At 45.3% G+C, this 24,865-nt stretch carries 26 protein-coding genes and 2 pseudogenes; 14 read left to right on the forward strand and 14 right to left on the reverse strand.

The annotated features are described in order from the left end of the window. Positions 1 to 148 precede the first annotated feature (148 nt). Positions 149 to 1,222: a M42 family metallopeptidase gene (locus tag EPH95_RS08470; protein WP_142089094.1), complete on the reverse strand. Its 1,074-nt coding sequence runs from the start codon at positions 1,220 to 1,222 to the stop codon at positions 149 to 151. 148 nt (positions 1,223 to 1,370) lie between these two features. On the opposite strand from EPH95_RS08470, the gene EPH95_RS08475 reads away from it, so the two are divergent. Further along, complete coding sequence (locus tag EPH95_RS08475; protein WP_142089097.1) at positions 1,371 to 1,679, forward strand: PepSY domain-containing protein; 309 nt, start codon at positions 1,371 to 1,373, stop codon at positions 1,677 to 1,679. Positions 1,680 to 1,877: 198 nt separating this feature from the next. Here EPH95_RS08475 and trmB read toward each other — a convergent pair whose 3' ends face one another. The 4 genes from trmB to thpR all read right to left on the reverse strand — a co-directional run bounded on the left by trmB (position 1,878) and on the right by thpR (position 5,157). Further along, on the reverse strand, positions 1,878 to 2,501 hold the full coding sequence (trmB, locus tag EPH95_RS08480) for a tRNA (guanosine(46)-N7)-methyltransferase TrmB (RefSeq protein ID WP_142089099.1): 624 nt from the start codon (positions 2,499 to 2,501) through the stop codon (positions 1,878 to 1,880). Between the two features lies 1 nt (position 2,502). Further along, a complete protein-coding gene (locus EPH95_RS08485) occupies positions 2,503 to 3,357 on the reverse strand; it encodes a phosphotransferase family protein (RefSeq protein WP_142089101.1) in 855 nt (284 codons plus the stop codon). 211 nt (positions 3,358 to 3,568) lie between these two features. Beyond that, positions 3,569 to 4,507 (reverse strand): nuclease-related domain-containing protein, encoded by a 939-nt coding sequence (locus tag EPH95_RS08490; protein ID WP_160141693.1) that lies wholly within the window; start codon positions 4,505 to 4,507, stop codon positions 3,569 to 3,571. Positions 4,508 to 4,587: 80 nt separating this feature from the next. Further along, positions 4,588 to 5,157 carry an RNA 2',3'-cyclic phosphodiesterase gene (thpR, locus tag EPH95_RS08495; RefSeq protein WP_142089106.1) on the reverse strand — a complete coding sequence of 190 codons (570 nt, stop codon included), beginning with the start codon at positions 5,155 to 5,157 and terminating at the stop codon, positions 4,588 to 4,590. A 100-nt stretch (positions 5,158 to 5,257) separates the two neighbouring features. Here thpR and cysK point away from each other — a divergent pair, with 100 nt between their 5' ends. The 3 genes from cysK (at position 5,258) to EPH95_RS08510 (ending at position 8,327) form a co-directional block, all read left to right on the forward strand. Next, complete coding sequence (gene cysK, locus EPH95_RS08500) at positions 5,258 to 6,187, forward strand: cysteine synthase A (RefSeq protein WP_142089108.1); 930 nt, start codon at positions 5,258 to 5,260, stop codon at positions 6,185 to 6,187. Positions 6,188 to 6,291: 104 nt separating this feature from the next. Then, a complete protein-coding gene (locus EPH95_RS08505) occupies positions 6,292 to 6,513 on the forward strand; it encodes a DeoR family transcriptional regulator (protein WP_193557010.1) in 222 nt (73 codons plus the stop codon). Between the two features lie 263 nt (positions 6,514 to 6,776). Further along, entirely contained in the window at positions 6,777 to 8,327 is a 1,551-nt protein-coding gene (locus EPH95_RS08510) for a BCCT family transporter (protein WP_405127435.1), read from the forward strand. Positions 8,328 to 8,381: 54 nt separating this feature from the next. On the opposite strand, the gene EPH95_RS08515 is transcribed toward EPH95_RS08510, so the two are convergent. From EPH95_RS08515 to EPH95_RS08535, 5 genes are all read right to left on the reverse strand, one after another. Further along, on the reverse strand, positions 8,382 to 9,128 hold the full coding sequence (locus EPH95_RS08515; RefSeq protein WP_142089111.1) for a pseudouridine synthase: 747 nt from the start codon (positions 9,126 to 9,128) through the stop codon (positions 8,382 to 8,384). After that, positions 9,121 to 9,789, reverse strand: a complete 669-nt coding sequence (locus tag EPH95_RS08520) for a hypothetical protein (protein ID WP_142089112.1) — start codon at positions 9,787 to 9,789, stop codon at positions 9,121 to 9,123. Before EPH95_RS08520 ends, EPH95_RS08515 begins: the two co-directional genes overlap by 8 nt. A 44-nt stretch (positions 9,790 to 9,833) precedes the next feature. After that, positions 9,834 to 11,015: a putative lipid II flippase FtsW gene (gene ftsW / locus EPH95_RS08525; RefSeq protein ID WP_142089113.1), complete on the reverse strand. Its 1,182-nt coding sequence runs from the start codon at positions 11,013 to 11,015 to the stop codon at positions 9,834 to 9,836. A 175-nt stretch (positions 11,016 to 11,190) separates the two neighbouring features. Next, positions 11,191 to 12,519 (reverse strand): group II intron reverse transcriptase/maturase, encoded by a 1,329-nt coding sequence (ltrA, locus tag EPH95_RS08530; protein ID WP_142086342.1) that lies wholly within the window; start codon positions 12,517 to 12,519, stop codon positions 11,191 to 11,193. 569 nt (positions 12,520 to 13,088) lie between these two features. Then, entirely contained in the window at positions 13,089 to 14,711 is a 1,623-nt protein-coding gene (locus EPH95_RS08535; protein ID WP_142089114.1) for a putative polysaccharide biosynthesis protein, read from the reverse strand. A gap of 182 nt (positions 14,712 to 14,893) precedes the next feature. On the opposite strand from EPH95_RS08535, the gene EPH95_RS08540 reads away from it, so the two are divergent. Next, entirely contained in the window at positions 14,894 to 15,838 is a 945-nt protein-coding gene (locus EPH95_RS08540; RefSeq protein ID WP_142089115.1) for an aldo/keto reductase family protein, read from the forward strand. 232 nt (positions 15,839 to 16,070) lie between these two features. On the opposite strand, the gene EPH95_RS08545 is transcribed toward EPH95_RS08540, so the two are convergent. Genes EPH95_RS08545 through EPH95_RS08560 form a run of 4 tightly spaced genes read right to left on the reverse strand, consistent with a single transcriptional unit; the run spans position 16,071 to position 18,337 of the window. After that, positions 16,071 to 16,466: a DUF6884 domain-containing protein gene (locus EPH95_RS08545; protein ID WP_227004104.1), complete on the reverse strand. Its 396-nt coding sequence runs from the start codon at positions 16,464 to 16,466 to the stop codon at positions 16,071 to 16,073. Positions 16,467 to 16,502: 36 nt separating this feature from the next. Next, the gene (locus tag EPH95_RS08550) at positions 16,503 to 16,904 is read right to left on the reverse strand and encodes a secondary thiamine-phosphate synthase enzyme YjbQ (RefSeq protein WP_142089117.1); all 402 of its coding nucleotides are present in this window, start codon (positions 16,902 to 16,904) and stop codon (positions 16,503 to 16,505) included. Between the two features lie 45 nt (positions 16,905 to 16,949). Next, the gene (locus EPH95_RS08555) at positions 16,950 to 17,561 is read right to left on the reverse strand and encodes a hypothetical protein (RefSeq protein ID WP_142089119.1); all 612 of its coding nucleotides are present in this window, start codon (positions 17,559 to 17,561) and stop codon (positions 16,950 to 16,952) included. After that, positions 17,561 to 18,337: an ABC transporter ATP-binding protein gene (locus EPH95_RS08560; RefSeq protein ID WP_142089121.1), complete on the reverse strand. Its 777-nt coding sequence runs from the start codon at positions 18,335 to 18,337 to the stop codon at positions 17,561 to 17,563. The genes EPH95_RS08555 and EPH95_RS08560 overlap by 1 nt, the downstream gene beginning before the upstream one ends. 133 nt (positions 18,338 to 18,470) lie before the next feature. Between EPH95_RS08560 and EPH95_RS08565 the strand changes: the two genes are divergently transcribed. The 9 genes and pseudogenes from EPH95_RS08565 to EPH95_RS08600 all read left to right on the forward strand — a co-directional run bounded on the left by EPH95_RS08565 (position 18,471) and on the right by EPH95_RS08600 (position 24,650). Further along, positions 18,471 to 19,958, forward strand: a complete 1,488-nt coding sequence (locus EPH95_RS08565) for a methyl-accepting chemotaxis protein (protein ID WP_142089123.1) — start codon at positions 18,471 to 18,473, stop codon at positions 19,956 to 19,958. Positions 19,959 to 20,037: 79 nt separating this feature from the next. After that, complete coding sequence (locus EPH95_RS19640; RefSeq protein WP_319592830.1) at positions 20,038 to 20,295, forward strand: hypothetical protein; 258 nt, start codon at positions 20,038 to 20,040, stop codon at positions 20,293 to 20,295. Positions 20,296 to 20,358: 63 nt separating this feature from the next. Further along, complete coding sequence (locus tag EPH95_RS19645) at positions 20,359 to 20,550, forward strand: carcinine hydrolase/isopenicillin-N N-acyltransferase family protein (protein ID WP_319592842.1); 192 nt, start codon at positions 20,359 to 20,361, stop codon at positions 20,548 to 20,550. Positions 20,551 to 20,655: 105 nt separating this feature from the next. Further along, positions 20,656 to 20,898: pseudogene (locus EPH95_RS08575) on the forward strand (IS5/IS1182 family transposase); the annotation flags it as partial. Positions 20,899 to 21,141: 243 nt separating this feature from the next. Further along, positions 21,142 to 21,585, forward strand: a complete 444-nt coding sequence (locus EPH95_RS08580; RefSeq protein ID WP_405127436.1) for a MarR family winged helix-turn-helix transcriptional regulator — start codon at positions 21,142 to 21,144, stop codon at positions 21,583 to 21,585. A gap of 69 nt (positions 21,586 to 21,654) precedes the next feature. Next, entirely contained in the window at positions 21,655 to 22,050 is a 396-nt protein-coding gene (spxA, locus tag EPH95_RS08585; RefSeq protein WP_142089125.1) for a transcriptional regulator SpxA, read from the forward strand. 15 nt (positions 22,051 to 22,065) lie between these two features. Continuing rightward, positions 22,066 to 23,004: a ring-cleaving dioxygenase gene (locus EPH95_RS08590; protein WP_142089127.1), complete on the forward strand. Its 939-nt coding sequence runs from the start codon at positions 22,066 to 22,068 to the stop codon at positions 23,002 to 23,004. Positions 23,005 to 23,016: 12 nt separating this feature from the next. Further along, positions 23,017 to 23,624 (forward strand): annotated as a pseudogene (locus EPH95_RS08595) (flavin reductase family protein). A gap of 42 nt (positions 23,625 to 23,666) precedes the next feature. Then, complete coding sequence (locus EPH95_RS08600) at positions 23,667 to 24,650, forward strand: ring-cleaving dioxygenase (RefSeq protein WP_142089129.1); 984 nt, start codon at positions 23,667 to 23,669, stop codon at positions 24,648 to 24,650. Positions 24,651 to 24,865 lie beyond the last annotated feature (215 nt).

A 24,865-nucleotide genomic window follows, 5' to 3' on the forward strand; every position in this document is an offset into this window, starting at 1 on the left:
TTGCATGGTGATGTAGTTCGTTCGGACAATTCCCGTTAGCTTTTAAGCATAAATGTCCGAGGTAGCCCCATGTTCGGACATTTATCGAGTACTTCATTACTAAATTATCCGATAGTGACTTTTGCTCCACTTGTATGCGCCTCATACCTTAAGCCTGCGAATGAATGGCTTCTACCGTGGTGCGGTCGGCTTTCCGCACAAGCGTTGTGATTAGTTCTTTTGCAGCAGCGTAATCGTCCACATGCAGAATAGATGCGCCGGTGTGAATATAACGCGCGCAGACACCGACAACCGCGGAAGGAACTCCATCGCCTGAAGTATGGACCCTGCCCGCATCCGTGCCTCCGGGAGAGACAAAGTATTGATAAGGGATGTCTCCGCTTTCGGCTGTATCAAGCACAAAGTCGCGCATGCCTCGATGGGTAATCATTGTCCCGTCATAAATGCGCAGCAGCGCCCCTTTGCCAAGTTGCCCGAACTCTCCTTGTTGAACGGTCGTATCGTTCGCAGGGCTCGCGTCCACGGCAAAGAAAATATCCGGACGAATCATGTTTGCGGCCGTCTGCGCACCGCGCAAACCTACTTCCTCTTGCACGGTGGCGCCTGAGTACAAGGTATTTGGAAGCTCCTCGTTCTCCACTTCTTTGAGCAACTCAATGGATAATCCGACACCATAACGATTGTCCCAAGCTTTTGCCATTATTTTTTTCTCATTCGCCATTGGCGTAAAAGAACATACGGGCACGATAGGAGCGCCCGGACGAACGCCCAGCCGTTCCGCATCCTCATGATCGTCGGCGCCGATATCAATGTACATTTTGTCCATCGCCATCGGTTTCTTACGAACTTGTTCGCTAAGAAGATGCGGAGGCGTAGAGCCGATAACACCGGGGATTGGGCCATTATCCGTCATTACCGTCACTTGTTGTGCAAGGAGCACTTGGCTCCACCATCCCCCAAGCGGTTGAAATTTAATAAGTCCTTTTTTATTCACCGATGTAACCATGAACCCGACTTCATCCATGTGTCCGGCGACCATCACCTTGGGATCTTGCGGTTGTCCTTTTTTGACACCGAAAACACTGCCCAACTTATCTTGAACAATCTCATTTGCATATTTGTCCAGCGCTTTTTTTACATAAGCCCGCACTTGATGCTCATGGCCCGGGGGACCCGGCATCTCAGTCAACGTGCGAAACATGTTTTTCGTTTGTTTGTCCATTTGTTTTCCCCTCCCAGCGAATACTCCAGATAAATACTACATTATCACTAACTTAACAATTGGACAATTGATGCATATCCGCTATACTGGAGGTAGCATTTTCTATAAAATGGGCTATCATAAAGCCATACGGAACGGAGTGTATACAATGAAAATCACAGATGTGCTCATCGGCGTTGCGGTCGGTTTTGCTACAGGCTACGCAGTAAAAGAAGCTTGTGCCCAGAAAGACGTCTCTCCCGAAAAAGCACTCAAACAGGTGAAATCAAATGTACAACATCGCATCCCCGTGAACGGTTCCTGGATCCACATGAACCCGGAACATTATGAAAAAAATTACGTCGACTACGATGTTTATCGAGGCGGAATCTCCAGCAACGAAAGTGGACAAACAAGGCAAATGGACTTCGTTGTGGACGCGAAAACAGGCGCGATTTTGGAATTGGGCAAGCAATAAAGAAAAAGACGGGTCGCCATGCGGTCCGTCTTTTATGAATTCACCGATTCATTTAGAAATTCCTTAGATGCCCATTTTGTATAATGCTCGTCGAACTCCATGAACACACCATGGCTACTGGGATAGGCGTTTGCCATTCGTCCCGGGCGTCAAATACATATATTTCCATCTATCACCCACTCGTACCCCACAGAAATCCTACTCCGGCAGATAAGCCTCCACCCGAAAAATCCGTTGAGCCCGATCAGCAAACTTTTGCTCATATTCCGTGCGCACATTATCCTCCGGTTCATGCGCGTGGAGGTTAAGGGTTAGGTTGTTAAGGTGGTAGCCATTTCGGGAAAACTGCTCCACGGAGTAAGTGAAAAAATCTTCATTGTCCGTTTTCAAATGGATGTCCCCGCGCGGCGACAGAACCTCTTTATACAAGCGTAAAAAAGTCGGGAATGTAAGCCGCCGTTTTTCATGGCGGTTTTTCGGCCATGGATCGGTAAAATTTAAATAAATGCGATCAATTTCTCCACTAGCAAAATAATCCTGCAGATCAGAGACGTTGCCGTGTACCAAACGTACATTATCCTGCTGCTCCATCCCTTCGACCGCATACGACAGTACACTTTCCATTTTTTCCATACCGACAAAAGAAGTGGAGGGGTACTTTTCTGCCATCCGTGCCAAAAAACGCCCCTTGCCAGTTCCCAACTCGACGTGAAGCGGTTTGTCCTCAGTCCATTGACCACGCAGTTGTTCCGGTTTTTGCGGCACAATGCCGGGGCGCTCACGAAGCACCTCCATTGCTCCCGGGCGCTTCCTCAATCTCATTTTAATCCTCCAAACACGCGATACGCCAGTCATCCTCTTCCACTAAAGCACCTAGATAACGGAGCCATACTTGCATATATCCCCTGTCTTCATATATTCCTTTGCTTAAGATCCACTCAAGCGTATGCCAAACGATATACCAATGCATTCTCTCCAGGAGCCGATCATTCAAGTCAAGCTCATATGCCTCCAACCATGGCTGCCAACCTTCTTTCGGCACATACCAATGAAGCAGGATGCTTAAATCCAAGGCCGGATCAGCAACGGAAGCCCCGTCCCAATCCACAAGAAACAGCCCTTCTTCTTCATCCATGATCCAATTGTTATGGTTCATGTCACAATGGCAAACGACAAAATCATCGTAGTAAACAGCTGATTTTCTTGCTTTCAAAAACTCATAGGCCCTAAATATGATGGCCGATTGCTGATCAGCAGGGAGCGTATATGCACAAAGTTGCTGAAGCAAAACCTCTGGGGTCTTCACTTTGGATTCAATGCGTTTTAGCAAATCAAGCAATTCCGTTGATCGATGAATCCGCCCCAAGAGCGCCGCTACCCCCGGTTGTTTCATCTCCCTCGGCCTCAGTTTTCTGCCATTCACCCATCTTTGGGCAGTAATCACATCTCCATTAGTAAGCCGTTTCGTCCAGAGAAGTTTAGGAACTATTCCTTCTGCGGAAAGCACAGCTAAAAAAGGGGAAGAATTGCATTTCAGAAACAGTTTTTGCTCGCCATCTCTGGCTGAAAAGGCTTCGCCCGTGGATCCGCCCGCTGTTTCCAATTCCCAATCTCTTCCCAATAAATTCTCTAGCCATTTTTTTCGTTTTTCTTTTTTGTGAGTATCCAAATATTCCATGAGTGATAGATATCCTTTTTCATATTTGAGCGCTCCGCAAACCGGCTCATGAACGAATAACATGCAATTATAACGAAAATAGGCGCACCTATACGCTAGACAAATGTGCACCTAATAGCAGAATCATACATACGGCTATACTCACGTCTCTATTAATCTTGATTCATCATAGCAGACGGTACATAGACCGTCAATGCGACACATGTGTGCGTTATGGTTCATACGTTCCGTTTGTTTCAGCCCCTGTCGACCTTGATATACTCTTTGTTTTACACTTGCTCAACAATGCCTTTGCCGCACGAAATTGTTCTTTTTTCATTGGAGATATAGGCTTGCTGATCCTGCCCAGCCATTGTTGATAGGCTCGATGATCAAGCAATTCCGCATTACCGGCATAACCGCTGTCATCTATAAAAGCATCAGGGAAAAGCACCGCTTTTTTTACCGTTAAGTCGACGTTGTTATGCTGAAAAATAGAACGGGCAACATCTTCCATTCTTTTCACGGCCAATAACGGATTCAAACGTTTATGTTCGTTTTGCGATCGAAATTCACGCCAGAAACGATGCGAGCTCACTTCAAACAACGTATTTGCCGGAGCTTCAACATATGTAACACAATAAAGTTCGGAAGGAGAAAGCAAGAGGACATCCATTTGAATATCCGCTTGTTGTATTTTGAAAACAGGATAATAAAAGACCATGTAATTATCCGGTAGCATCCGCAAGATTTCTCGCAAACGGCTATCGTAACGATAATTGCTATCCACCACAGACACTTCCGAAGGCGAGGAAGAGGCCCATCGAAGCTGCGATTGCAGCAATTCATAGTAAAAAAATGCATGTAATGACGCACGGCTTTTCCCAATCAGATGCTCATACTCAGCGTCAAGGCCACTGTTTGTTTTAACAGGCTCTCTTTGTTCCTTCTTATGGTTCCTGCTCAATTTTTGCAAAGCTTGTTGAATAGCGTTTTTATTTTCCACGGCGAACCAATCTTCTTCCATGTTAAGCCCGTTCCCGACACGTTGATTGGCTTTTGCCCACAAACGGTGCAGGCGTTTCCATCGCTCGCGTTTTAAACGGATAAACTGACTCGGGTATTCGTGAATGTCGTTTTCGTATCGGGAGATATAATCTTCCAGTTTCACAAGATGGGCCATACGCCCCACCCTCTCCTCATTCTTTTTTAATTACCCCGCTTAAACGATGATTATGAGTATGGCATGATCTAATGCTGCATAAGCGGAAAGCTGGCCTTAAGTTCATACCGGGGCAACTGTCCCAAACGGACAGCGTATAAGCCGACTTCTTTTACTCGCCATTGAATGTCTTTCCAATGTTTCGTTTCATTCACGACTTTTTGCATCGGGAAAGTTCCTCCCTGATTTCTGCGTTTCGCGATGGTAATATGCGGACGAAACGGTCGTTTTTCTTCATGAAAACCCGCTTCGACACAGCCTTTCGCCACTGCGGCCTGCAGGTCAAGCAACGGCCGAGTTCGCTTGACGCCCGCGAATAATACCCGTGGACGCTCCTCTTTGCCAAACACCCCTGCTTGATTTAACTGCACATCGAAAGCAGGGATTTGCTGCACTAAGACCGGCAACTTTTTATATAAAAGTTCCAGTTCCTTGTCAACAACGCCTCCAAGAAAAAAAAGCGTGATGTGGTAGTCGCGAATGTGGGTAACGGATGTAAAGAAGGCCAATTCACGCAAGTTGGTAAGCTCATTAATCTTTTTCTGCACATCCTCCGGGACGGAAAGCGCCAAAAAGTAATGCAATCGTTCAGCTTCCATTCTATATACCTCCGTATGTTATAGTATTATCATAACGCAAATGTACTCCATTTGATATGGTACAATCACAACAGAGTATAATGAATTGGAGATGAGCACGTTGTCTGTTTATACAAATGTCTCAGATCTCGTTGGCGAGACACCTTTAGTACGTTTAAACCAAGTCACGGACCGCCAAGGAGCAGATGTTTACTTAAAACTGGAATTCCAAAATCCGAGCGGAAGTGTGAAAGACAGGGCTGCACGTGAAATGATTGTTCAAGCGGAGAACAGCGGCAAGTTGAATAACGATTCAACCATTATTGAGCCGACATCCGGCAATACAGGGATTGGACTGGCGATGAATGCCGCTGCTAAAGGGTATGCTTGCATTTTGACGATGCCCGACACCATGTCCCTCGAGCGCATAAATATCCTTAAAGCGTATGGCGCTAAAGTTGTTTTAACACCCGGAGACAAAAAGATGCCCGGAGCGATTGACAAAGCCAATGAATTGGCGGAAGAAATCCCGAACAGTTTCATCCCGATGCAATTCGAAAATGAGGCAAACCCCGATGCCCACAGGAAATCGACAGCACTGGAAATTAAGGAAGCCATGGACAAGATCGGTCGCCCATTAAAAGGATTTGTGGCAGCTTCCGGAACCGGCGGAACGATAACCGGCACAGGCGAAACACTGCGCTCCTATTATCCGGACCTCTCCATCCATGTTGTAGAGCCGAAAGGCTCCCCCGTACTTTCCGGCGGAAAACCGGGACCGCATAAACTTGTGGGCACTTCCCCAGGCTTCGTGCCACCGATCTTAAACGAGGAAATCTATAACCAAATCGATGCCATCAATGACGAAAATGCCTATGATACCGTCCATGCCCTCGCGCGTGAAGAAGGCATCCTTGTAGGTCCATCATCAGGCGCGGCTTGCTTTGCGGCACTCGAACTCGCCAAACAATGCCAACCTGGGGAAATTGTCGTGGCAATCGCCTGTGACACTGGTGAACGGTATTTATCTACGGATCTGTTTGATCAGTAGGTTGCAGTGCATCTTAGCGCAAATTTTTACACAATTTTTCTTTGCGGTGCTTTTCCTCCTGTTGTATAATAAAAGGAATCAAAAACAATTGAGGAAGTGGTTACTTGCAATCTTCAACCGACCGCATGCTCACCCGCATTAAGTCGATTTACTTGTTCATGAGTAAAGAAGGAAGAACGGTGACAACGCAAGAACTGGTTGATGAATTCGGCACTACTCAACGTACGATCCAGCGTGACCTAAACGTGCTGGAGTACAACAATCTTGTCCACAGTCCAAGCAGAGGAAAATGGATTGCTAAACGAAAAAAAACCCATGCATCATAAAATATGAACCAGCCGTTGTGATATGCGGCTGGATCTTTTTGTTGGATACGGCATGATTCGCGGCCGAAATAGGAACTTAGGTCGAGAGCATCTTTTACTGACCATTTCCTAATAATAAAACACAGGGCACGAAAGGCTTTCCACGATGAGGAAGCAGTTTAAAACCAAAACCATCCGGGTAACTCCTTCATTATACGGGCTTGCCCTAAGGAGGCGTCTATGAGTTAAATGAACCATCATTATTTTAATGGAGGCTTATGAAAATGAACAGGAAAAGACGAACACAAACCATCATAGACTTTAAAATATTCACACCGTCCCTATTGATCATTTTGGCAGTCAGTATCCTGTTTGCCGTGTACACAAATGAATCGATGGCATTATTGGATAGCATATTTAATACCATTGTGGATACGTTTAAATGGGGATACTTATGGTATGCTCTGATCATTTTAGGGATAGGTTTATACTTATCATTTTCTAAATACGGAAATGTTGTTTTAGGAGACCCGCTGGAAAAGCCGAGATTTTCACTGTTCTCGTATGCTTCCATGTTAGTTGCCATGGGGGTCGGAGCTACGATCATGCGAACCGGGATGATTCATTGGAGCGAACCCGCGATCGATCCTCCTTTTGGACTTGAACCGGGCTCGATGGAAGCCATCCTCGCGGGGAATTCGTACAGTATGTTTTTATGGAGCTTTCAAACATTTGCCGTGTTTGTCATGGTCGCTCCCGCTATGGCTTATATCCTGCACGTGCGGAAAAAACCGAAAATGCGAATTTCTGAAGCGTGCCGTGTCATCTTTGGCGATCGATTCACAGATGGTTTAGGCGGCATTGTGTTGGATACACTTTTTATGATCAGTATCCTGGCAGGTGCTGCCGTGACACTGGGGCTTGGTACGCCGATCGTCACTTACAACTTAGCCGAATTGCTAAATATTGAAGTTACATTTCCCTTTACGATGATTGTCACGATTATTTGGGTAGGTATTTTTACCGTCAGTGCTTATGTCGGCATCGAAAAAGGGATTAAAAAATTAAGTACGCTAAATATGTATCTCGCCGGTCTATTGGCAGTATTTATTATTGTTGTAGGGCCAGGTTTGTTTATATTGGATTTTTTCACAGACTCGGTCCGTTATCTCATCTCTAATTACGTGAACTTCTCGCTTTACACCCATTCCATGGAACTGGGAGGCGGCACGCATATTGAAAGCCATACCGTGTTTTGGTTTGCTTATAACGCCACTTGGGCGATGTTGCACGGTGTATTTGCGGCGGTCATTTCAAAAGGCAGAACCGTCAAAGAAATGATCTTGACTTATTTAATGGCCCCGACGCTGCTCGCGTGGGTTGCGACAGGGGTTCTCGGCGGCATGAGTGTGCACAGCCATATCACCGGGTCTGTGCCGGTATTGGACATTGTGCAGAATGAAGGGCTGGAAGCAGCCATTCCCGAAATCTTGTCATCCATGCCTTTCGAGACAATCGTTCTCATTGTTTTTGTGATTATCGCGACGATTTTTATGGTAACGACACTCGATTCAACAACGTATACGATTGCTTCCTATACGACAAGCCGGGACATGAGCAAACAGGCGCCCCCCAAAAATGTAAGGATTGTAGTAGCAGGCGTCATAACCGTTCTAGCTCTCTCCCTGATGAGCATCGGGGGACTGGCCCCGCTGGAAGTGCTTTCCGGGATTATGGGAATACCGATCATCGTTATCCAGTTCCTCACCGTTTATGCAGCGGTTAAAATGATGGACGAGGATCAAGCCTGGAAATATAACGTAAGAAAAGATTAGATACTACGGAAGGTCGGCATAAGCGCCGACCTTCTCATGTAAACATAGGGCGCCTCAATATTTTCCGGTTTTTTTTGCTATATCATAAGAAATCGCTTCAAGTTCGTTCTCTGTCAAGGATCGGTATTCTCCCATCTCCAAATGCCCATCCAACCGTACATTACTCACTCGCACCCGTTTAAGCGCGTTTACTTGGCGGCCGATTGCCCCAAACATCCGTTTCACTTGATGGTATTTCCCCTCAGTAACCGTTATCCAGAGGCGAAATCCATTCTTTTCTTGTAACCCTTCAGAAACCTTCGCGGGCTTCGTTTCTATTCCATCTTTCAATTGTATGCCTTCTCGTAACGATTGAAGCTCTTCGGAGTGCGGCTCTGCGTCCAACAACACTTCGTATTCTTTCTCAATGTCCAGTCGCGGGGTCGTCAAACGGTGTGCCCATTCCCCGTCTGTCGTTAAAAAAAGCAAGCCGGTCGTATCTTTATCCAGCCGTCCAACGGGAAACAATTCCGTATTCCTGCCCGCAATATCATCTAGAACAGTCCGATGACGGTCGTCTGCTGTCGCGCTCACGCGCCCCTCCCGTTTGTTCATCATCAAATATACCGGTCCGGGATCGTAATGGATTTTCTCCCCATTAACCGTAACAACGGCTTCCCGTGCGTTTATTTTTTCACTTGCATCGGTAATTGTTTCTCCATTCACCCGCACTGCTTTTTTCCGTAAAAGCTTTTTTACATCTTTACGGGAACCGACGCCTGCGGCCGACAGCCACTTATCGATCCGCCATTGTTCATTCATCGTGATTGTCTCCCCGCCATTTTTTCAAAATTTCTTTGGCAAAATGTCCATGGGTTCCATTTTTATGGGCCTGAGCGATCCCGCCGGGGATACTCGTGTTCACCGATTCGATTAACGATCGCGGGACCCCCTCTTGTTGCAGCTTTTGTTCAATCGTTAACAGTGCACGCAAATTTTCTTCAGTGGCGACACGATTTCCTTTCATGACCTGGTCTTCTTTCGCGATGATTGTATTGAACGCTCCATCTGACCAGCGGTTAAACTGCGCGCGTCTTTCTTCATGTTCAAACGCAAATGCGCCTTCACCCAGTAACCTCAATGTTTCCGCGTGACCCGCCAGTTTACAGGGAACAACCGAATGTTTATTTTTTACATACGCCTTCATCTCCCCTTGCATGATTTTCGTCGCGCAATAAAAGAAGCAAGTGCCTTCAGGAAAAGACCCTTCCCACCGACGGAAAAAGTCCTCGAATGCCGGCGCCGGTAAAGCAACAAGCACTTTCGAATAACGGTGAAACTGCTCGGGAGGGACATAATTGCAATCGGGATCCGAATCGACCACGGATTGCGTTCGATTGTAGACATTGACGCTTGCATCTGTTTTAGCGGATACCCGCTTGATGACGGCACGCGCAAGGGTCCCATAACCGATGATCAGCATGAAACTCTCCTCCTGTCTTGGCATTGTAGATGCCGCTGTCGTTGTTAATATTGTTCGTTCCACTTACGTTTGAAAACGAGGCTCTCTTTTTGATGAGGCGGTCCTTCCATTTCCTGTTCACGGTTGTTGTAATCCTTTTGGTTTTGCAAGGATATGTTTACCAAGATAGCCGCGCTCGCGAGAGAAACAATTAAAGACGTTCCCCCGTAGCTAACAAAAGGAAGCGGAATGCCGGTGATTGGCAACAGCCCGCTGACCGCGCCGGCATTAAAGATAAATTGAAACATCAACTGAAAAACAATGCCGTAAGCAAGCAACGAACCAAATAAATTTTTACAACGCGCTCCAATGATAAGGCCTCTAAAACCGATGACCAAAAAGCAAAGAATGACAAAGCCAACCCCGATCCAGCCGGTTTCTTCCGCGATAATGGCTAAAATAAAATCGGTATGGGCTTCCGGCAAATACCCTAACTTCTGAACACTTTGTCCAAAGCCCGTTCCGGTAAGGCCGCCATTGGCAAGCGAGATGTAAGATTGAATAAGCTGCAAACCGAAACTATCATCATAAGCGAATGGATCGCGGAAGGCAAGGATTCGGTTCATGCGGTAATCAGCCTGCGTCACTAGGAAAAGAACGACAGCGGCCGACAATGTGCCGAGAAAAGCGAGATGCCGAAACCGTGCGCCGGATAAAAAAACGATGACACCGCCGACCAGTAGAATCATCACCGCCGTCCCTAAGTCCGGCTGCAATAAGATAAGCGTAAATAAAGCAACGACTACAATTAACGGGGGAGCAACTCCAGTCGCGAAACGATCAATGTACTTTTGCTTTTGGGAATACACTTGAGCCAGATAAATAATCACCCCAAGCTTCACAAGCTCTGAAGGCTGCATGCTGATCCCGCCAATATTGACCCAACGAGTCGCTTCATTTTCGGCAACACCAATAAACACGACGAGAAGCAGCAAAACTACGGACACAGCAATAATATACGGGCTTAACATTTTGAAATAGTGGTAGCGAAAATTCATTAGCACTGCAAAAATGATGATGCCTAGTCCAAAATAAATGAGTTGACGAACAATATAGTATGTAGATGAATCAAAAAGATCAATAGAAAGCGGGTAACTTGCACTGTAGACCATGATTAAGCCAAACACACTTAATGCAAATACGGTTGCAATCAAGACCCAGTCAAAAGACTTAAACCGTTCCACCATACGAATCACCCGCTTCCTTTTTTGATCACGATTCTTTAATTTTACCATGGTGCGGCTTTATTAGAAAACTATGGGTCGAGTAGGAGGGAGCCTCACCTTTTGTATGGATTGTGCTCCTCCCCCTCACAGATCCGTGCGGGCGCAATTAACGCACACGGCTCCTCACCAACATCTTTCACAAAATATAGCTAATATGGTTCCTTCGTTCATAGATGTTCACCTTGGCCCTTGGTTTCGGTAAGGGAAACTTAATAAGAAATAACTGAAACTTCTCCCAACCGAACGACTTTCGTTGGCTTCTCCGGTTCATCCATTTGAAAAATTGTTGGATGACCGCATCCCGGAACCTCACCACTGCGGTTACGTTGTCTGTGATACAGTAGTAGTTGTAATAACCATTCAGAGAACGGCTTAGTCTACGGACAATGTCCTTCATAGCCAGATGACGGTGAGCTTTCAGCCATTGGTTCGTTTGTTTGAGCTTGGAGGCTATTTTCTTCTTGCTTGTTTTGCGTTTCACACGAAATTTGCCTTTCTTGCTTTTGCCGCAATAATGGGTGAAACCAAGAAAATCAAACGTTGGCGGGTTCCCTTTCCCCGCCTTTTTATGATTCTCCGCAGCGAACCTCCCAAACGGAATAATTTGCGTTTTATCTTCCGCCACTTCCAGGTTAAATTTGTTCAACCTCAACTTGAGTGCATCGTAGAATGCATGCGCATCTTCATGATACTGAAAGCAGCAGACAAAGTCATCTGCGTATCGCACAAGATATGCCTGCCCTTTGATTCTTTTCTTCACATGCTGTTCAAACCACAGGTCCAAAACATAGTGCAGATACACATTCGCTAGTATCGGCGATATCAGGTTTCCCTGCGGCGTTCCGCTCTCCGTCTTATAATGTTTCGCTTGCTCCATGTATCCGCCCTTGAGGAAACGGGCAATGATTCGGAGAAAGCTCGGGTCTCCAATACGTTCTTTCAGAAATGCCATCATCCACTTGTGGTCAACATGATCAAAGAAACCTTTGATATCCACATCCACGATGTAATTCACATATCTTCTCTCTATATACCCATTTAATACCTTCAATGCATCATGACAATTACGCTGGGGACGAAATCCAAATGAACAATCCAGAAAATCATTCTCATAGATGGCGTTCAAAATGGGCGCCATCCCTTTCTGAACAATTTTATCTTCGTGTTCAGGAATCCCCAGGGGTCTCTTCTTTCCCTTTTCATCCTTTGGAATATAGACCCGCTTATCTGGGCTGGGCCGATAGCTCTTCTGTTTCATTCTAGACACTAAGTCTTCGATATTTTCCTCAAGATTTTGCTCGTACGTTATCTTGGTTGTTCCCTTTACACCAGCTGCCTTACGGTTAGGGAGTTGGTGATGGCATTGCATAAGGTATTCAGGATTCAGCAGGTGCGCAAGAGATGTGAATGTCATAGCTGGGTTGTGCTTAGCTAATTCTGCTATCCTAGCAAGTTTTGTTTCCATTCCGTGTTCCTACCTCCGTGTGTAGGGAATGTGTCCCTTGTTAAGGTGATGTCGGCGTGACACTTGCCTTCCCTCTTTCGGCGTTACCCGACGTCATCGGTACTACGCGGTCATCCGACTTCCTGCTGTCGTCTGGTTTCCTCGCTTTGTATCGCTTGGTCAACCATACTCCCTTCGACTGAAGAAAGAACAAACAGGATCTCCCGAGTTCTCGTGTCATCATTGTATCGCATGCCTGGCTCTCCGACCCCGAGGGAGCTCCGTATATCTCACCGATAATGACATACGGAGTGTCGTTTTCCGGTCTTTCGACACCGTCAACCTCCCCGTTTTAACTATTTACGAGGCTCAATCACTTTCAGGCCTACGACCTAACTGTCTACGCTTAACCCAATGGATTACTCCGTTGAGTCCAAGACTCGCTATTGATGGCTTGGTTAGAGCCTTATCAAACAGGGGTTCCACCTGTTAAATGACACGACCTATGCTCGGTCGCTCCGAAAGCCTTAGTTGCACTTATGTAGGTAAGAAAGTTGATTTATACGTTCTTACCTACTAAAAAACAAAGGTTACCTTCTTAGTCTACTAAATGAAAAACGGTCTCCGAGCACTTTTTCTGCCATTCCGGTGCGAATGCTCAAAATAAAGTATAGGAGCATGCCAATCAGTACGCCAAATACTAAAATGGCAACAAAACCGGTCTGTCCGGACGTATCGAACACGACCATGCCGCCTTCGCGAACGATGTAGACCGATACGGCCATAATTGCCGTTATGCCGAGAATGACCGCGGCGTGCTTCCCGATTTGCGTATATTGATAAGCGGCAAATTTTCCGACTGCCCATATGTTAAAACCGATCGCCAATGTATAGCCAATGATGGTAGCCGCTACCCCGCCAACAGCCCCAAAACTGCTGATTAACCAATAATTGAGCACAAGCTTAAAGAAAAGCCCAATGCAAAGCCCGATCACAGCATATTTTTGCCGATTCATCCCTTGGAGTATTGCTGCTGTAACGGCGAAGATGGAAAACAAGATTGCCGCAGGAGCGTAGTAACTCAAAACCATGCTTCCCACTCCCAAATCTTCAAGCCCGTACAGGGAAGCGAAAGCCGGTGTCGCTAAAATGGTTAAACCAAAAGCTGCCGGGATAGTGAAAAATAAAATGATTTGGAAGGTCTTCGTAATAAGTCTGTGCATGCTTTCTGTATCGCGGTTTGTATTGGCTTTTGTAATGGCCGGAATAAGATTCACCGACATCGCTGTCGCTAATGCCACCGGGATCATGATTAATGCATGGGTTGTACGTGAGAACGCACCGAATGCCGTTTCTGCTTGTCCGGCATTCGCGCCGTAGCCGGCGGTCATTGCGTCATTAAAGGTGAACAAATCAATCGCTTGAAAGAGGGGGATCGCAAGCCCCACAAACGATAAAGGCAGCGCGTAAGCAATCAGTTCTTTATACATGGATGAAAGCGGCAGTTGATGGTCTTTTTTACTTTCTCTAATTTGCTCTTGAATTCCTGCCTTTCTTTTTTTCCAAAAATACAAGAGCACGGACAAAGAACCCAATCCACCGATTAACGCCCCGAATGTTGCCAAACCAACCGCGAGTCCCAATGACCCACCGAAAACTTCCAGGACGAGGAATGCCGCCGCAAGAATAAATATAATCCTGGCCAATTGTTCAATCACTTGGGATGCCGCGGTCGGACCCATGGACTGAAAGCCTTGAAAATAACCTCTGAACACGGCCATCCCCGGTATGATCAACAAGGCAAAGCTAACCATGCGGATCGTAAACACGACATCGCTATGACTGTTCCCGGACGAATCTCCACTGGGAAGGACCCAACCGGCAATGACCGGGGCCATTATAAACAAGCCCAAAAACGCGATAAAACCCGTGATCGTCATAAAAACAACGCCCGAGCGAAACAAGCGCTGTCCCGTCACGTAATCATCGAGAGCGTTGTATTTCGAAACAAATTTGGAAACCGCCATCGGCACGCCGAGGGTCGCCAAACTTAATAGAATCGTATACGGCAAGTATCCATATTGATAAAGGGCATTTCCCTGCTGCCCGACAAGCAATGTGAAAGGAAATATGTATAAGACGCCTAATAATTTCGATGTTATTGTTGCTCCCGTAAGCAACATCGTTCCCCGAACGAGTTTTGTATCCGACATCTTCCATCAACGCACCCTTCTTGCAAAAACCGTACAATGGTTATCTCTCGCATTTTATCATAAGTGTGGAAGGGAAACGAATGTCAAAATTGTGTCGCCGATTCATCGTTTGGGCCTGTTTTATGATTTTATGATAATATTTGTTGTGAAATCGACTTTTTTTCACAGGAAGGAGACCAAAATTGGAATATCGTTTTTTAGGAAACACTGGTGTAAAAGTCAGTGAAATCAGCCTCGGGAGTTGGCTCACTTACGGGGGTTATGTTGAAAAAGACGCAGCCCTTAAATCCATCCATAAGGCCTATAATCTTGGGATCAACTTTTTCGATACCGCCAATGTCTACCGGCGCGGGGAAGCAGAGAAGGTCGTCGGCGAAGCGTTGCGGGAATATACGCGCGAGTCATACGTGCTCGCAACAAAAGTCTTCAACCCCATGGGGGAAGGTCCAAATGACCAGGGGCTCTCTCGCAAACATATCATCGAACAATGCAACGCCAGTCTGCAAAGGCTTGGCCATGATTATGTCGACCTCTATTATTGCCACCGATATGACCCGGACACCCCGTTATACGAAACGTTACGCGCGCTCGATGACTTGGTTAGGCAAGGAAAAGTGCTCTACATCGGTGTAAGCGAATGGTCTCCGGCACAAATCGCGGAAGCATTGCACATTGCCGATAAACGATTGCTCGACCGCCTTGTCGTAAACCAACCGATCTACAACATGCTCAAACGTTACATTGAAAAAGAAATCATCCCTCAAGGCGAACAACACGGTGTTGGACAAGTTGTCTTTTCCCCGCTTGCCCAAGGCGTACTAAGCGGGAAATACCAAAAAGGCGCAGATATTCCTGCGAATAGCCGCGCTGCTGAAAATTATAAAGTTATCTCCCGCTTCCTGAACGATGAGTCTCTCGATCGTGTAGCAGAATTGCAACAAGTCGCTGCACAAGAAGAACTATCCCTTTCACAACTGGCTATTGCTTGGATTTTACGTCAAAATAACGTCTCCAGCGCCCTTATCGGCGCAAGCCGCCCGGAGCAAGTGGAAGAAAATGTAAAAGCAAGCGGCGTGAAGCTTTCCGAAGACGCTTTGGAACGGATCGAGAAGATTTTAGAAGGTTAAACACAATTCAATGTCCGAACTGACCATTGGTTCGGACATTTTTTACTTACTGGAGTGTTGCAGTGTCCGAACTAACCGCTAGTTCGGACATTTTTTGATGTATCGCTCGTTATATTGTCCGAACAGAACCCAAGTTCGGACATTTTTCTCTTCGGCGCTCTCGAGATTGTCCTAACTGATTAAAGGGGCTGCCCTTCTGTTATGGACCGCTTTAATTTTTGCTGCATTTCACCTATCCCCTGCTACCGAGTAGGGGCATCTCCACATGATGGTCGGGCCCGAAACTTTTCTGAACGATAGGCTTGTATTTTTTTCCGGTGAGAACGACAAGGTGCCGAAAATCATCCAACGCCTTCTCTCCCACTTGATCAGCTAATCGATCGATAGGGATAACCGCGTCACTACGATGACTAAACGACACATTATAAGGACCCGGCACCATATCCTCCGGTTGGAGATACCCATATTTCGCCGATAGAATCACCCATTGGGGATAAAACATCTCGGCATACGCACGACACAACTGGTGGAACGTTCCAATGTAAGCCTTACGCGCCGGTACGGGACCAATGTCTCCTTCTTTGTCCCATATTTTTTTATTTCCACATGGGATAATAGCTAGTGCCATCTAATCATCACCTCTGTCGTCGCCATCCTAGCATGCTTATTTTCCGTCAAATCGAGCATGCACTTTTCGATTCGGGCGTGGGCCATCGAACTCGCAATAATAAACGCCTTGCCACGTTCCGAGGACGAGTTTTCCGTCCTCCACAAGCACTGTTTCACTCGTACCAACCGTGCTTGATTTCACATGTGCCGCTGTATTCCCTTCTCCGTGCCGGTCTTCAGGATGATCCCAAGGATAGATTTCATCCAGGCGTCGGATGAAATCTGTTTTTACGTCGGGATCCGCATTCTCATTAACGGTAAGCCCTGCGGTCGTGTGCATGTTGAAAAGCGTAATGATCCCGTCCCGGTACCCTTCTTTTTTGATCCAAGCCTGGATGTCCTGCGTAATGTCGATCATTTCATCCCGCTTTGTCGTTTTATACTGGAACATTTTCATTAAAATTCCTCCTTGCTCCATCAAAAATAATCCGCCATAAATAAATTATATCAGATCCACACGCGTCCGAATCGCATTGGCAAGCATCAAAATGAGCCAGAAGGCTAGAATGCCGAAAATGAGAATAATCGCTGCAAGGATATATCCCAATGCTTCCATGTAAATGAAAATCTCGGTGGTAAACACCCCCATCAATGTGCCCATCATGACCACCATCATATAAAAAATAAAGGTTGCGCCCCACTTTATAACAGGATGCTTCAACAATGTGAGCATGGCAATCACCGAAGGGGACAAGACGAACATCGTTGCCAATTGTGTGCTTGCATGGATAAAAATTTCAGCCATATGCGTATCTCCAAAACCGATTACTCTTCCAAATCCTTCAAGCACGATCCAAATCACCCCGATGAGCATGACAACGAGCGCCCGTGCTTGAAAAAACAATTTTAAAGGAAGCGGCAACGAAAGCATGAATCTTCTCGTTTTATGTTTGTCATCCATTTGCGTTAACGTCAGTGCCAATATGAAGATAATCACAAAGCCGGTCACGGAATAGTCTGTGTAAAATACAGCCCCCGCGATCGGTGCAATGATCACAATAAAAAGAATAGCCCAACGCAATAGCCAAAAATCCACTTTCATGAGCGCCGACATTACTCGCCACCTCCCAAATAATAATCATGCAAGTCTTCCAAGGTGGCTTTCTTCAACCCCTCTGTTTCTTCAGGCTTTCTTTTATGTATCGTACCGTCACCGGATACGGAATGATTCTCCTGCAACATCTCTACCGGCCCGTGCGCGAGGATCTCCCCTTTATCCATCAGCCAGACCGTTGTGGCGAGTTGTTCCATATCGGCTAAAATATGCGAAGAAAAAACAATCGTCGTTCCTTGCTTTTCATTTTCCTCTTTTAACAGCTCGATCATTTGTTTCCTGGATTTCGTGTCCAAGCCGGAAGTAGGTTCATCGAGCAACAACACTTCCGGATGGTGGGCGAGCGCCACTGCAATGCCGGTTTTCATGCGCATGCCACGCGAGAAAGCTTTCACTTTTTTCTTTTTATCAACGTCAAATTGGTCCAGCAATGAAAAAAAATATGCTTCATCCCAACCTGAATAAACCTCTCCCATAAAGGAAGAAAGTTTCATCGCATCCATATCATCGTACACCGATAAATCATCGAATACAAAGCCAACCGTTTGCTTCCATTCTTGCATAGACGCGGCTGCCCCTTTGTCTGTATACCGATAAATATAACCACTCGTCGGCTGGATTAGCCCGAGTACGAGTTGAATCATCGTCGACTTTCCAGCACCGTTGTTCCCGATGACACCGAGGATTTCTCCCTTTTCAATCGACACTCCGGGGAGTGATAGCGTAAATAAATCCCTCTTCTTTGTAACTTCATGAAATTGGAGACGCGTGGCCATCCTATCACCTCCGAAAATATTTTAAAAAAAGATGGAATAGTTATTTTTTCATGGTATAATATTCTTAAATTAATAAGTTCCATCATAATATTAGTGCTTTAATCTTACTTTTCGTAGCCAGGAGGACATTCTAATGCTAAATGAAAGTCAGCTGACCTTACACAAACGAAACAAAATGTTGGTAAAGCTCACGTGGGCACTGTTTGCCCTGGGGCTGATCAGTAATTTTATTAGCGGAGTGCCAACCGAAGCAATCTTTATTTATACCGTTACGGGAACTTTTTTAGCAGGACTTAAAACGTTTTTAACCTACAGGCAAAAAATCATTACCATCATTCCTTATATCGTTACGATTAATTTTGCCATTTTGACCATCGTCTTATGTTTCAGTTCACCGAAGCTTTCCAATTACTTGATCGTCTTTTTAAGCATCGCCATCATCTCACTCTATCAAAATTATCGATTGATCGCATTGGCCGGTTCTCTTAATTTAATTTTGACAAATGTTTTTTTTATGACATTGAATGAATCGATGTTTGTTGGATTAGGAACAGACATACTTATCTCCTTGAATTTATATGTTATTTTAATCACTTTGGTATTGATGGGGCAGGCTACCATCGGAACAAAAATGCAGCAAAACGTAGAAAATCAAGCGGAAAAAGCCTTACACGGGAAGGAACAACTGGAAAAACTATTAGAAAAAGTCTCCCAATCACAAACAACCATTCAACAATTCAGCCGTAAAGTCAATGAAAACGTTGCTTCCATGCGAGAAGTATCCAATCAATTAAGGGAAGCATTTACCGAGGTTTCACAAGGCACCGAACACCAGGCGGCCAGTGTCAGCGAAATGACCGACCTGATGCAAAGTCAAGATCATGCTGTAAATGAAGTCACAAACCATACAACAAATGTAGCCACCGCCGCAGACGATAGTCTTCAGGAAGCTACTTCCAATTATGAACGGCACCGGCAGTTAAAAATTGAGGTAAGCAAGGTTCAAGAAATGGTACAGAACACCGCTGACACGATGGATAACCTGACGGAAAAAACAAAAAATATCGGAACCATTCTCGCCACTGTTGACGGGCTATCCGATCAAACCAATCTCTTATCGCTCAATGCAGCCATTGAAGCCGCGCGAGCAGGAGAACACGGGAAAGGATTCGCGGTCGTCGCTGATGAAGTGCGCAAACTCGCGGTAGATTCTCAACGATCCACGAAAGAGATTGCAACGATCGTGGAAGCGATACAAAAACAAACCGGAACGGTAGCCCAAGAAGTCCACCGCAGCAAAAACGCCGTCGATGAAAGCTTCGAGATGGCCAAACAAAGCGAAGAAAGCCTCGAAATTTTGGTGAAAAACATGGGCCAAATGAAAGAATCGGCAAGTTCATTGGAAACCCTCGTGAAAAAGCTGGAACATTCTTCGGAAACCATCACCGGAGAAATAACTGCTATTGCAGGCGTTACGCAAAATTCTCACGGAATGGTAGAAGAAGTATTCGCGAGCGTCGAAGAACAAAACGAATATATGGTAGAGATCAGCGATCAATTCGAGAAACTCGAAGCATTAAATGAGGATTTATCGAAATTAGTGGTAGATACACCAAAATAACAACGAGACCATACATAACTGATTCCTCAGCTTAACGTTTCTTACACTAACAGTAACGAAGAAAGAGGAATGAAAATAGATGAAACAGTTCCACAGCAACGTAATTCAATATAGAGGCACCCACTATGATTTCGGTTTTTTCCAAGGCGAACTCCTCAAACGTTCGCCGATTTTGCCAAACCGCGAAAAACAATGGGGACCGAAGAAAAACCGTCACTTCTTGATCCATCTGGAAGAATACAAAGCAGTCATGTCAGCATTTGCACCGGCCATACTGGATGAAATCCGCGGACTCGCCGATGCCCTTCACATGGATATGAATAAGGCGTTTCGGTGATTTGGCGGTTACTATTTGGCATACACTCGAAGCGGCTGTTCCATATTCACCGATGCCACCTTCATGGTTCGTAATTATGATAGTCACCCTAGAGGCTACGAAGGGCGATATCTACTATATGAGCCGACCGACCAAGGATTTGCCGTTATCGGGCCGTCCATGCAAGTTACCAGGCGGAGCGATGGCATGAACGAAAAAGGACTTGTGATGGGTTATAAGGGGATAGTCCGAGATATATGTAAAATCTACATCTAAATTAACAACATTATCCATTATCGTTCTAATAACAGTTACAATTCTGTTTTGCGGTACATTCCACGCTGTCATCAACCTTAGTGGACATTATATATCCTCTTAGGCTCCGGTGAGCTCGGGGAGCGGGCTCATCATGAAGATTTTCATGGCAAAACCTTTTCCAATCAAACCCATCGCAGCACTACCGATCCGGATGCTCGCTTGTACAGAAAAAGCAAAGGACAGGAAACGTATCTGCGTTATCTTGTTCATAACTTGACGGATACGGCATCCGGGGTGATTTTGGATACAGATGCAAGCGTTGCTTCCGGAACGGCTGAACGAGAGGTGACGCTGCAACAATTGGCCTGAAGGTTTTGCCTTTATATAACCTCCGTTATTTAATTTGAATTAATTTATCTTTAATTCATGGTAATTATACCCCGGCAAATGGTTTTAATCAAATGAAATGCTTTATCTCATGGCTGAGCTCCCACTTTATATGCGTGTGCCAATCTGAATAAATATCTTGACATCGTGATAATGATATATTAAGCTAAAGTCAGTTAAATTAATTCGAATTCGTAATAAATAAAATGAGGATATATGGAGGTGGGAAAACTGAATGAAGTCAATCATCATCTAAAGGCATTTACCGTTCTAAACCGAGCAACACAATCTATACAAGAAGCACTCAGAAAAGATGTGGCTCGATATGACTTAAATCTTAATGAGTTTGCTGTGTTGGATTTGCTTTATCATAAAGGGGACCAACCCATCCAACAAATCGGGAAAAGAATTCTGGTTGCAAGCAGCAGCATCACCTATGTTGTCGACAAGCTTGAAAAAAAAGGATATCTATACCGAAGAGCATGTTCGGACGATCGACGTGTTATGTATGCAGCCATTACAGACGCAGGGAATAAATTTATGGATGAGACATTCCCGGCTCATGAACAAAAAATTGAATCCATTTTTAATGAATGGTCTGATGAAGAAACGAAAGTAGCGATTGATTTACTCAAAAGAGTCGGTCATCACGTGAAAAATGTATAAGTCACTTTTTTTATCATATATCTTTATTTTAAGATATATTAATTAGCAATAATAACGAGGAGCGATTCTATGATTATCCTTTATACGACACCCAGTTGTACATCCTGCAGAAAAGCAAAAGCTTGGCTGCAAGAGCATGATATTCCTTTTAAAGAGCGTAACTTGTTTTCTGAACCGATCACTGTGGACGAAATTAAAAGCATCTTACGTTTAACTGAACATGGAACGGATGAGATCATTTCGAAACGCTCAAAAGACTTTCAAAATGCTGATGTAAATATTGAGCAATTGCCGATAAGTGATCTATTCCGTTTTATTCAAGAAAACCCCGGCATACTAAAAAGGCCCATTATCGTTGATGAAAAGCGTCTGCAAGTCGGCTATAACGAAGATGAAATCCGCATGTTTCTACCCAGAACCATCCGACAGTTTCAGCTGGAGGAGGTTCTGGCAATGGTAAATTAAGGAGTTGACTATAAGATGAAAAAAACCGCTGGCATTCACCACATTACAGCGATCGTGGGACACCCACAGGAAAATGTTGACTTTTATGCTGGTGTTTTGGGATTACGATTGGTGAAAAAAACGGTCAACTTTGATGACCCGGAAACGTACCATCTTTATTTTGGTGATGAGACCGGTAAACCGGGCACCATTATCACCTTCTTCCCATGGGCAGGAGCATTTCAAGGGAAAATCGGAGGCGGTCAAGTGGGCGTCACCACATACGCCATCCCCGTAGGTTCCATGCCGTTTTGGGAAAATAGACTGGAAAAACATCACATCGAATTCAGGAGATCAAAGCGTTTCGGAGAAACGTATCTCGTATTTGAAGATGTTCACGGCTTAAAACTGGAGCTTGTTGAAAGGGATGGGGGAGAACCGAACCGCTGGACCACTGGTGATGTTACACCGGAAGTGGCAATTAAGGGGTTCGCGGGCGCAATTTTATTATCAACCAACCCGGAGAAAACCGAGGAAACCCTTCAGGCAGTCATGGGACTTGAAAAAGCCGGAGAAGAAGGGGACCTAGTTCGACTCCGCTCCTACGGGGAAAGTGGAAATATCATCGATGTCAAACGAACGCCAATTGGGCGTGGACAAATGGGCGTAGGCACCGTTCATCATATTGCTTGGCGGGCAAAAGATGATGAAGACCATTTGGATTGGCAGCAGTATGTTAGTAGCAAAGGTTATGGAGTTACCGAAGTACAAGACAGGAATTATTTTAACGCGATCTATTTCAGAGAGCACGGGGAAATATTGTTTGAAATCGCCACGGATCCTCCGGGATTTGCCCATGATGAGTCTCATGAAACAATGGGCGAAGAATTGAAACTCCCTTCGCAATATGAACATCAGCGCGAGCAATTGAATGAACGTTTAATCCCAATCGAAGTAAGAAACCTGGATAAGTAAGGTGGTGCAGTCATGCTCTCTTTTGACCCTATAGACAATGCAGAACGGGAAAACTATAAACTGTTGACTGGAAGCATTGTTCCACGGCCCATCGCGTTTGTCACCAGTGTTGCAAAAGATGGAACAATCAACGCCGCGCCATTTAGCTATTTTAATGTTGTGTCCTCCAACCCGCCAATGCTTTCGGTTTCCATTCAGCGAAAAAATGGGGAGATGAAAGATACTGCCCGAAACAGCATAGAAAATCAAGCATTTGTTGTGCACATCGTTGACGAGCAAAATGTCGATCAAATAAACATCACGGCAGCTTCCTTCCCGGCGAATGCAAGTGAAATTGAAAAAACGGACTTATCACTTGTCGAAAGTGATGCCGTATCCGTTCCGGGCATCAAGGAAGCCAAAGTTCGATTTGAATGCACGCTGGAACAGTCCCTTGAACTGGAGAAAAGCCTTCAGTGGGCACAGATCTCCTGATCGGAAAGATTGTTCGTTTTCATATAGACAAGGAAATATATGAAAGGGGACGAATAAACCATCAAACGCTAGGCGCATTCAGTCGTTTGGCAGGTTCTAACTACGCGAAAATCGGTGACGCATTTTCCATCGAACGGCCGAAATAAATTGAAACGACACCAGTTTAAATTACACAATGGAGGATTATTATGGAACATTTAAAAGGAATACATCACGTTACTGCCATTACGAGCAGTGCCGAGAAAATTTATGAATTTTTCACGTACGTCTTAGGCGTGCGCTTAGTCAAAAAAACCGTGAATCAGGATGACATTCAAACCTATCACCTATTTTTCGCCGATGACGAAGGAAGCCCGGGAACAGACATGACATTCTTTGATTTCCCGGGCATTCCAAAGGGTGCTCATGGCACAAATGAGATTTTCAAAACATCCTTCCGTGTCCCGAATGACAAGGCTTTGGACTATTGGGCGAAACGTTTTGAGCGCTTGGAAGTCAAACACAAAGGCATCAAAGAGCAATTCGGCAAAAAGACACTTTCGTTTGTCGACTTTGATGACCAACAATATCAATTGATTTCCGATGAAAACAATCAAGGGGTTGCACCCGGCACACCATGGCAAAAAGGGCCGATTCCATTGGAATATGCGATCACTGGACTAGGACCACTCTTTGTACGCGTGGATAACATTAATTACTTCAAGGAAATGATGGAGAAGATCTTGTTATTTAACGAAATCGATAAAGAAGGTTCTTATCGCCTATTTGAAGTAGGCGAAGGGGGCAATGGCGCCCAAGTCATTGTGGAGTACAATACCGTTCTCCCGCAAGCACGCCAAGGATATGGAACAGTTCATCACTCCGCGTTCCGCGTCAATGACCGCGAGCATTTGGATGAATGGATCAAGCAACTGCAGAAGTTCAATTTGCCGAATTCCGGATATGTGGAGCGTTATTATTTTGGCTCATTATATTCGAATGTTGCTCCGCGCATATTGTTTGAATTTGCGACGGATGGTCCCGGATTCATGGGGGATGAAGCCTATGAAACACTTGGAGAAACGTTATCGTTACCCCCGTTCTTTGAATCCGAACGCGCAGAGATTGAAAGGCAAGTTCGCGCCATTGACACAGTAAGAAGTACAAAGGAATTTGAAAAGGAATACGAGTAAACAGTCCGGAATCTACCAGGTTCTCAGAATTATACATGGGGATGGGTCTAGCGTCAGCCAAGCTTGCATCTTTTTCTTAGGCCCTTTTTCATTGCTTAGTTTGATGAAGAATGCAACCATAAAAAGATTTATGGAGACAGACCCGATTAATTCCCTTCACGATCCTTTTGTGAACTACCCACCACTTAAACACTAACGTGTTTTGAAGTGGGGGC

The organism is Salicibibacter halophilus (assembly GCF_006740705.1).
In the GTDB taxonomy this organism is placed as follows: Bacteria; Bacillota; Bacilli; order Bacillales; family Marinococcaceae; genus Salicibibacter; species Salicibibacter halophilus.